Raw genomic sequence first — 9,013 nt, 5'->3', positions numbered from 1 at the left:
ACTCTCCACTCTCCACTCTCCACTCTCCACTCTCCACTCTCCACTCTCCACTCTCTATTGAAATCCGTACAGGAGCCCCAGTTATAACCAGCCTTTTTGCCTTCAAAGCCCGCCCTTCCTTCTCTCATATTCCCATTCCCGTTCTTCTATGGAAGCGTTTCCACGGCCAACTGCCAACCAAAGGAATCCGGGACGGAACAGGGGGCATGCCTTTCCTCCTTCCTCCCCCTCCACGCTGTTTGGAATACGGCGGCACGGACGCCAGGAAACGGAGAACCGCACCTGCTTGCTCATGCCCGGTTGAATGAGGCGGCGGGAGGGGCAGTCTTCCCTTTTTGCGGAAAGGCGGGAAAAAACAGGTATTCGTGTCAGCATTTCAGTTGAGTTATGACACTTCCGTCTGCTGTCTTGTCTGATTGTCTATATGAAACATGTCATGCTTCCCTCCTTGTGCGCCGTCGCCGTCGTGGCCTCCTGCGATCCCGTCCTGGCCCAGCAGCCCGCACCCGTAGTGACGACCACGCCTCCCTACCTGAACACGGAACGCGGCCTGCGCGTGAAAACCCTGGAAGGCAGGGAAATAAGCCCCAGCCTGCTGAAGGGCATGCGTCCGGAAGAACAAATCACCAAGAGGACGCCCGGCGTTCCCACCAGGCCCAGCGTTCTTCTCCAGCATGAGGCCAGGCCCTCCGCCCCCGGCATTGAATGGTTTGCGGCCAAGCCTCTCAAGATGATGCCGTATCTGGACAGTTCCTACGTCTTCGGCAACACCTGCGCGGAACCGAACGCCTGGATCCGTGAAGACATGATTTCCACCGGGGCGCAGAAGATCAAGACCGCCCTGTCCAGATACGGCATCACCTATTCCGCCCAGTTCGGCTTCAACTACACGGGCCTGACGGGCGGCGGCCTGAACGGAAAGACGGATTTCCCCTCCTATAACGGCTCCCTGCTGACCAATATCACCATTTTCCGCAACAACTCCACGGGGAGCGGCCTGTACCTGGCCTCCGAGTTCGACTTCGGCAACGGCTTTGACTTCAATGAAGGGAGCAAGGGCCCCGCCACCACGCTGGGCTCCCTCCAGAATCCCACCAGTTCCTTCCAGGGGCCGGACCCCCACCTCAGCAACCTGAGCCTGGCATGGGTGGGAGCGGGCGGCAAGCTCCTGCTGATGGCGGGCCAGCTGGACACCACCAATTACATGGACCACAACGCCTACGCCAACTCACACAACAATAACCTGACCAACAGCGTCTTCGGCAACAACCCCATGCTGCCCCTGACGGACAACTCCCTGGGCTTCCATTTCGCATGGCAGCCCACCACCTCCTTTTACGTGATGGGAGCCACCGCCGCCAACAACATGACCCAGAACCACAACCCGTTCAGGAACCTGAACTCGGACAACTGGACGAACGTGCTTGAATTCGGCTACGTGGCGGAGGACTTCTGCGGCATGGGTTCCGGCGTGTACCGCCTCCAGCCCTTCTTCACCACCAGCAACAGTGAAAACGGCGGCGGCGTGGCCGTGAACTTCCAGCAGCAGCTTGGCCGCAGCAGCCACCTGGGCTGGTTCTTCCGCGGCGGCTGGGCCAGCGATGACGCCGCCACGCTGACCGGCGTGCGCTGCGCGGCCACCACGGGGCTGGTGCTCCTCTCCCCCTTCCGCGGAAAAGGCGCCTCCAATGACGGCTACCTGGGCCTGGGCTTCCTCTGGCAGCAGGGCGCCAAAAAGAACGGCCCGTACGTGAACAAGAATGAATACGGCATTGAACTAACCTATGTGGCCCAGGTGACGCCCACCATGACGCTCCAGCCTGACATTCAGCTCGTCAAGAATCCCGTCAACGGCCGCAGGGGCCAGACGGCCGTGGTTTTCCAAATCCAGAACGTCTGGTCCTGGTAGGGGCAGCCCCTGAAAAATTGGAAAATATTGATCGCATTTCCCGGAAATCGTGTCTAAATGGAAACGATTTATTTGGACCACGCACATGAAGCGCACGCAGCAACCTTCCATGCAGGAGGCGGAGCAGGCCTCCCTGAATCATGAGATTTTAACCACATGGCGTCCCGGGGAAACCCTGGGGGAACACATGGAGCGCCGCGGCGTCAGCCGGCGCGAATTCAATAAATGGTGCCTGAAAATGATCGCCCTGATGGGCGTCGCCACCGTGACGGGAGGCGTTTCCAACGCCCAGGAGATTGCGGACAAGATGGCCGCCCTGAAACGCCCGGTGGTCATCTGGCTCCAGCTCCAGGAATGCACCGGGTGCCTGGAAAGCACCATCCGCAGCTATAACGAGGAGATCGGGGACATGGTGCTTTCCGCCGTCTCCATGCCTTACGTGGAGCTGCTGATGGCCCCCTCCGGGGACGCAGCCAACGCCGCCCTGGAAGAAGCCATCAAGGAACCCCATATCCTCGTCATCAACGGTTCCGTCCCGGTCAACGACGGCGGGGTGTACTGCACCGTGGCCGGGGATACGGTGGAGCACATGCTGCGCCACTGCGCGGAAAACGCCTCCTACATCCTGGCGGTGGGCTCCTGCGCGTACTTCGGCTCCATCCAGGCCGCCCGCCCCAACCCCACCGGGGCCGTGGGCATCCGGGACATCCTGACAGACCGCACGGTCATCAATGTGCCGGGCTGCCCGCCCATCGGGGACGTGATCACCGCCGTCATCATGTACATCCTGACCTTTGACCGCGCCCCGGAATGCGACCTGGAGACGCGCCCGCTGATGGCGTACGGCACCCGCATCCATAACAACTGCCCGCGCCGCGCCCACTTTGACGCCGGCCAGTTCGTCAACGTGTTTGACGATGAGAACGCGCGGGAATGCTTCTGCCTGTACAAGGTGGGCTGCAAGGGGCCGGATACGTTTTCCCCCTGCCCCATCGTGAAGTGGAACGGAGGCGTCAGCTTCCCCATCCAGTCCGGCCACCCGTGCATCGGCTGCACGGAGCTGTACTTCTTTGACCGCATGACCCCCTTCTACAAGACGCTGCCGAACGTGAACGGCTTCGGCGTGGAGGCCTCCGCCAACGTGATCGGGGCCGTGGGCGTGGCCGGCGCGGGCGCGGCGATCGCCGCCCATGCCGTAGGTTCCGCCATCCATTACAAGAAGCAGCACATGAAGGAGGAGGCGAACGTCTCCCTGCCCGCCTTCGGGGACGCTCCCGGCTCGCCTGACAAGGAAACTGAAGAATAACCAGAAGCTTTCACCACCAGATTACCATGAGCAATTACACATCAGCGGACGTTCCGGAATCCAGCCGGGTGGTCATTGACCCGGTGACGCGCATTGAAGGCCACCTGCGCGTGGAGATGGAGGCCGGAGACGGCGTCATCAAGAACGCCTGGACCTCCACCACGCAGTACCGCGGCATTGAGGTGATCGCCTGCAAGCGGGACCCGCGGGACGTATGGGCCTTCGTGGAACGCATCTGCGGCGTCTGCACGGGCACGCACGCCATTGCGGCCCTGGCCGCGGTGGAGGACGCCCTGCAATACCCGGTACCCGTCCAGGCCCGCCTCATGCGCGACCTGGTCAGCGGCGCCCTGGGCATCCAGGACCACGTCATCCACTTCTACCAGCTCCAGGCCATGGACTGGGTGGACGTGATGTCCGCCCTGAAGGCGGACCCCAAGGAAACCGCCGCCATCGCCAAATCCCTTTCAGACTGGCCCCTGTCCTCCGCCACGTACTTTGCCGGGGTGCAGAAAAAGCTGAAGGACTCCATCGCCCACGGCCAGTACTCCATTTTCACGAACGGCTACTGGGGCCACCCGGCCTACAAGCTGCCGCCGGAGGTGAACCTGCTGGGCGTGGCGCACTATCTCCAGGCCCTGGTCTGGCAGCGGGACATGATCAAGATCCACACCATCCTGGGCGGCAAGAACCCGCACCCGAACTTCCTGGTGGGCGGCATGGCCTGCGCCATCAACATGAACAATGACCAGGCCATCAACCAGTTTGCCCTGAGCTACCTGAAACAGCTGGTGCAGACCTGCCACGACTTCATCCACAAGGTGTACTACCCGGACATCGTGGCCATCGCCGGATTTTACAAGGATTACGCCCACATCGGCGCGTCCAACCCCAACTTTTTCTGCACCGGGGACCCGTCCGAGATCAACACCGGAGCTCCCGCCGGCAAGGGGATGATCAAGCCCGGCGTCCTGCTGAACGGGGACTATAAAAACGTGCTTCCCTTTGACCAGGACAAGATCAAGGAATTCGTCACCAGCGCCTGGTACAAGTACACGGAAGGCCGGGACGCGGGCCTGGCCCCATACGACGGGGAGACGAACGCGGATTACAACGGCCCCAGGCCGCCCTACAAGTGGCTCTCCGACCATCCGCAGTACACCTGGGTGAAAGCCCCGCGCTACGACGGCCACGCGATGGCCGTGGGCCCGAACGCCCGCATGATGATCGGCTACGCCCAGGGGGTGCCCGCCATCGTGGAGCGGGTGGACGCCGCCTGCGACAAGCTGGGGCTGCCGCGCGACAACGCCTTCATGAACTCCACGCTGGGCCGCGTGTACGGCCGCTCCCTGGACGCCCTGATCAACGTGGACATGATGGTGAACCAGCTCCAGGAGATGACGGACCGCATCAAGAACGGGGAAACCGCCACCTTCAACCCGGAAAAATGGGAGCCGGAAACCTGGCCCTCCTCCTGCAAGGGCGTGGGCTGGGTGGAAGCGCCCCGCGGCAGCCTGAGCCACTGGGTACGGATTGAAAACGGCCAGACGGTGAATTACCAGGCCGTGGTGCCCAGCACCTGGAACAGCTCCGGCCGCGACGCGGAGGGGCAGATGGGGCCGTACGAATATTCCCTGGCCCATACCGGAAAACACCCGCTGGTGGACCCCACCCGCCCGGTGGAACCCCTGCGCACCGTTCACAGCTATGACCCGTGCCAATCCTGCGCCGTCCACTTGTTTGACGAAGAAGGGGAGGCCATTCTGACCAGACAGGACCCGTGAAAACGACTCTTATCGACAAAGACCTCACCCTGGCGGTGGAGGACGCCATTCCGGCCAGCCCGGTTTACACGCCGGAGGAAATCCTGGCCCTGGCCGTGTGCGCCTCCCCCAACGGCAGCACGGACCCGGGGGACCTGGCCCTGCTCCACGCCGCGCGGGAACGGGGCGTGGCCCTGCCCTACGCCCAGCAGGAGAATTCCTGGGAGGCTCCCTCCCGGGAAAGGCCGTACAGCACGGCCATGCTGAAAGCCGCGGACAAGGAGGACGCCGCCCCCTTCATGGTGGCCCGCGGCAGCCTGAAGGCCCTGGAAAAACTGTGTGAAGTCAGCCATCTGGAAAAAGAGCGCATGAACAAGGCTTTTGAGGAATACTCCCCCTCCGGCTTTGAACCCGTGGCCGTGGCCGTCCACCGGCCCGGCGCGCCGTGGCGCCTGCTGGGCGTGGTGCCCATGCACGCCATGAGGGACGTGCGCCGCCTCTCCATGGCCAAGGCCAACTTCCGCTACTTCCACGTCTGGGACTGGCCGCTGCGCGTGCTGCACTGGACCTGGGTGTTCTGCATCATCGGGCTGGCTTCCACCGGCATCTGCATTGCGGAAGGGTGGTTCCTGAAAATGGGGGACCTGCACGGGGCCTTCCAGTTCGGCACGCTCCGCTTCGTGCACTACGCGCTGGGGTGGACCCTGGTGGTGGTGATGATGCTGCGCTTCTCCTGCTTCTTCATGGCCTCCAACAAGTACCAGAGCTTCCGGGCCCTCTTCCCCATCTCCAGGCAGCAGTGGAAGGACCTCTTCACCACGGCGGTGGACTACGTGTTCGCCCGCAGTTATGACGGCCCCCGCTACATCGGCCACAATCCTTTACAGCAGTGGACGTACACGGGCGTCTACGTCCTGTTCACCACCATGGTGGTGACCGGGCTGGCCCTGTACGCCCTGTATGAGCCGCGCCACTGGTTCTACCACTGGTTCATGCCCCTGAACGACCTGATAGGGGTTCCGTACGTGCGCCTGGTGCACCTGATCGGCATGTGGTGCTTCATCATCTTCGCCATGGTTCACGTGTACCTTTCCATCCTCTCCGGAAACGTGGACCGGGACGGCACCATCTCCTCCATGTTCAGCGGAGGGCGCTGGCTGCGCAAGGGCGTCAAATTCCGGGATGAATAACTGCCTTTCCCCCGCACTTTCCATGGAATCCGAGGAATATACGGAAGAACTCCGGGGCTGCCCCGTGAAGGGGAACGCCTATCCCGTGCTCGTGCTGGGCGTGGGCAACCCGCTCATGGGAGATGACGGCATAGGCGTGGAGCTTGCCCACCGTCTTCAGGAACGGGACTACGGCCCGCTGGTCCATGTGGAGGAGGGAGGCACGCTGGGAATGACCCTGCTGCCCCTGCTGGAAGACGCGGATACGGTCATCCTGCTGGACGCCGTCAAGACGGGGGCCCGGCCCGGAACCGTCGTCACGCGCAGCCGGGACGAACTCCCCCGCCATTTCTCCCGCGTCATCTCACCGCACCAGATCGGCATGAAGGAAGTGCTGGGCGCGGCCCAGCTGTGCGGAACCCTGCCGCGCATCATCACGCTGGTGGGGGTGGAGGCCGGGCATACGGACTTCTGCCAGCCCATGTCCGCGGAAGTGCGGGAGGCCGTGCCGCAGGCGCTGGACCTGGTGGAAACCCTCATCGCCCGCGCCCTGGAGGAATACCAGGCCCGGAAAGACGCGCATGCATGAAGTAGGCATCATGGAGGGGGCGCTGGACATGGCCCGGCGGCTCATGGAAAAGAACGGGGGAACCCGGCTGATGCGCGTGCACATGACCATCGGCAGCCTGAGCGGCGTGGTGCCGGAAGCCCTGCAATCCGCCTTCCTGGCCCTGAAGGACGCGTATGCCGCGCAGGACGCCGCCCTGGACGTCACGTGGGTGGAGGCCCTGTGCCGCTGCGACGCTTGCAGCGCGGATTTTTCCTTCACGGAGCACGGCTATATCTGCCCCGGCTGCGGAGACCCCGCCCTGGCCATCCTCCGAGGACGAGAACTGGAACTGACCCGGGTGGAATGGGAGTGAACCGCGCTTTTCCCGTCCGGAAGAAAATAAGGTGAATTTACCCGAACATTTTACCCGCCCGGACGGTCTAATACCATTGGCGCGCATCCACCGCGCCTCAAACGTCAAACCAACTATGTAACCAGCGTCATGAGCAATATCAACCCATTCATTCTAACAGGGATGATGCCGCTTTCAGCCTCATCCATGAACCGCGTCTCCTACATGTGCCCGGTCACCATCAGCAATGACGTGGTGCAGGGCCAGACGGACATTCAGGATTCCCTCACCGTTGATTCCGGCGGCAATCTTTACATCATCAACGCCCCCGTTTACGTGGGAGGCCCCAACCAGCCGGACCACGGGCACCGCACCGCCCACCTGGTCATCCGTAACGGAGGCACCATGACGCTCCTGGGCAACCTGCCGGACCACATGACCGTTTTCCTGGGAAACAAGGCCAACGGCAGCCTGGAGATCAACGGCGGCCGCCTTCTGATGGGCCAGGGCCGCATTCAGGGCTCCAGAGAGCATGAAGGCAGAATCGCCATGACGGACGGCTGGCTCTTCGCCTCGGAAGTGGACCTGCCCGCCGAGGGCTCGGAACTCGTTATCAAGCACGGCCTGATGCGCATCAAAAAACTTTCCGGCAGCGTATCCACCCACATTTACGGCGGCGTGCTGCACGTGAAGGAGGAAGCCCACGCCAGCCGCATCCATTTGATAGATGACGGCGTGCTGCTTCTGGGCAGCGTTACCAGCCAGCCTTCCGCGGACGTCATGGCCGGAGCGGGCATCAACTTCCGCGGGGACGGCGGCGCGCTGGTCATCCGCGTGCCCCATCCGGAAAACGCGCTGACGCGCACGCGGGAGGCGGAACACGTCTTTGACGAACTGCTCCGGAGGGGCAAGCTCTTCCATGACAGCAAACCCATGACCAGCTTCCAGGGCTTCCACATGAGGGAATTCACCGGGCATGACAGCCTGACGTACGCCGCGCTGCGCCCCTCCGCCCAGCTGCGCGCGGAACAGAACCAAGTCACGCGCCTGCTCCATACGTTCATGTACGGCGGCAGTGAAAAGGACATGCCCATCTGAACCTCTCCGGAAAACGGATCCCATTCCGCAAAAAAGCCGCCGGCGCAGAATGCCGGCGGCTTTTTCATAAATGGGCAAGTGGAAAAAACGTTACTTCAGGAACGTAATCGTGAGGGGCGCCACGTAATCGTAATCCCCGTTCGCCACCTTGACGGCAGTGATAATGGCGAAAACAATCCACGCGATGACGACCGCGGGAGCCAGCACGAAGCCGATCAGGACAAAACATAACAGGAAGGCCGCAATCGAATAAATCGCCCAGGAAATCTGGGCATTCAGAACGTTCTTTCCTACCTTGTCCACCAGGGGGTTGGCATCCTTCCAGACCAGCCAGCAGATCAGGGGCGGAATGATGTTCACGCCGGTGGAGAAACCGAAAAAGACGGACACCAGCGGAGAAACCGCCGTAAGAGTGGCCTGGGTCTTGTCGGGCTGTTTTTCAGGGGCGGGTTCCTGAACCGGCTCCTGGATGATTTGTTGTTCTTCGTCCATAAAAAATGCAAGGCGATGGGAAGCGGGAGGGCGAACGGAAACCTCTTCCATTCCTTTCCGCCTCAGTTAACCCCTTTTTCACATATTCCACCCGGTAGTCAAGCTTCCAGACCGTTCGTTTTCCGAATAAAAAGCGTTCTCCTGCAATCATCCTTGCCTCCGCGGCGGGAAGTGGCTACACATGCAGTCCATGACCAACACCCTGACGCTGCTCACCCTCTCCGCCTGCCTGGGGGCCTGTGTTCCCGGCGCGCCGGAAATCCTGCCTCCCGCTTCTTCCGTCACCCGCCGTGAAGCCCTGGAAACCAGCCGGGCTTATACTTCCATGGCCTGGCGGGGCTCTCCCCGGAACGTCCGCCACGGGACGGACGAGG

General features: G+C 62.2%; 8 protein-coding genes. 7 read left to right on the top strand and 1 reads right to left on the bottom strand.

Annotated features, from left to right (window positions below; genetic code table 11):
• Window positions 1–436: 436 nt before the first annotated feature.
• From HJW02_RS11030 to HJW02_RS11000, 7 genes are all read left to right on the top strand, one after another.
• On the top strand, window positions 437–1,909 hold the full coding sequence (locus HJW02_RS11030; RefSeq protein ID WP_022397359.1) for a carbohydrate porin: 1,473 nt from the start codon (window positions 437–439) through the stop codon (window positions 1,907–1,909).
• A gap of 49 nt (window positions 1,910–1,958) precedes the next feature.
• On the top strand, window positions 1,959–3,215 hold the full coding sequence (locus HJW02_RS11025; protein ID WP_244060184.1) for a hydrogenase small subunit: 1,257 nt from the start codon (window positions 1,959–1,961) through the stop codon (window positions 3,213–3,215).
• Between the two features lie 26 nt (window positions 3,216–3,241).
• On the top strand, window positions 3,242–4,999 hold the full coding sequence (locus HJW02_RS11020) for a nickel-dependent hydrogenase large subunit (protein WP_102721522.1): 1,758 nt from the start codon (window positions 3,242–3,244) through the stop codon (window positions 4,997–4,999).
• Window positions 4,996–6,168 carry a cytochrome b/b6 domain-containing protein gene (locus tag HJW02_RS13915; RefSeq protein ID WP_102721521.1) on the top strand — a complete coding sequence of 391 codons (1,173 nt, stop codon included), beginning with the start codon at window positions 4,996–4,998 and terminating at the stop codon, window positions 6,166–6,168. Before HJW02_RS11020 ends, HJW02_RS13915 begins: the two co-directional genes overlap by 4 nt.
• 22 nt (window positions 6,169–6,190) lie before the next feature.
• Window positions 6,191–6,736: a HyaD/HybD family hydrogenase maturation endopeptidase gene (locus HJW02_RS11010; RefSeq protein ID WP_180971738.1), complete on the top strand. Its 546-nt coding sequence runs from the start codon at window positions 6,191–6,193 to the stop codon at window positions 6,734–6,736.
• Window positions 6,729–7,070 carry a hydrogenase maturation nickel metallochaperone HypA gene (locus tag HJW02_RS11005; RefSeq protein ID WP_022397364.1) on the top strand — a complete coding sequence of 114 codons (342 nt, stop codon included), beginning with the start codon at window positions 6,729–6,731 and terminating at the stop codon, window positions 7,068–7,070. Before HJW02_RS11010 ends, HJW02_RS11005 begins: the two co-directional genes overlap by 8 nt.
• Window positions 7,071–7,199: 129 nt before the next feature.
• Entirely contained in the window at window positions 7,200–8,147 is a 948-nt protein-coding gene (locus HJW02_RS11000; RefSeq protein WP_146021083.1) for a hypothetical protein, read from the top strand.
• Window positions 8,148–8,237: 90 nt separating this feature from the next.
• Here the strand turns inward: HJW02_RS11000 and HJW02_RS10995 are convergent, their stop codons facing one another.
• Window positions 8,238–8,639, bottom strand: a complete 402-nt coding sequence (locus HJW02_RS10995; protein WP_022397366.1) for a DUF4870 domain-containing protein — start codon at window positions 8,637–8,639, stop codon at window positions 8,238–8,240.
• Window positions 8,640–9,013: the final 374 nt, after the last annotated feature.

It is taken from the genome of Akkermansia sp. GGCC_0220 (assembly GCF_017566105.1).
Classification (GTDB): Bacteria; Verrucomicrobiota; Verrucomicrobiia; order Verrucomicrobiales; family Akkermansiaceae; genus Akkermansia; species Akkermansia massiliensis.
Note: the sequence above shows the minus strand (reverse complement) of the source record. Positions and strands in the feature narration are given on the sequence as shown.

Coding starts and splice junctions, on each gene's coding strand:
- HJW02_RS11005 (WP_022397364.1), top strand. CDS start 6,729: ATGCATGAAGTAGGCATCATGGAGGGGGCGCTGGACATGGCCCGGCGG.
- HJW02_RS10995 (WP_022397366.1), bottom strand. CDS start 8,639: ATGGACGAAGAACAACAAATCATCCAGGAGCCGGTTCAGGAACCCGCC.
- HJW02_RS11020 (WP_102721522.1), top strand. CDS start 3,242: ATGAGCAATTACACATCAGCGGACGTTCCGGAATCCAGCCGGGTGGTC.
- HJW02_RS11010 (WP_180971738.1), top strand. CDS start 6,191: ATGGAATCCGAGGAATATACGGAAGAACTCCGGGGCTGCCCCGTGAAG.
- HJW02_RS11000 (WP_146021083.1), top strand. CDS start 7,200: ATGAGCAATATCAACCCATTCATTCTAACAGGGATGATGCCGCTTTCA.
- HJW02_RS11030 (WP_022397359.1), top strand. CDS start 437: ATGCTTCCCTCCTTGTGCGCCGTCGCCGTCGTGGCCTCCTGCGATCCC.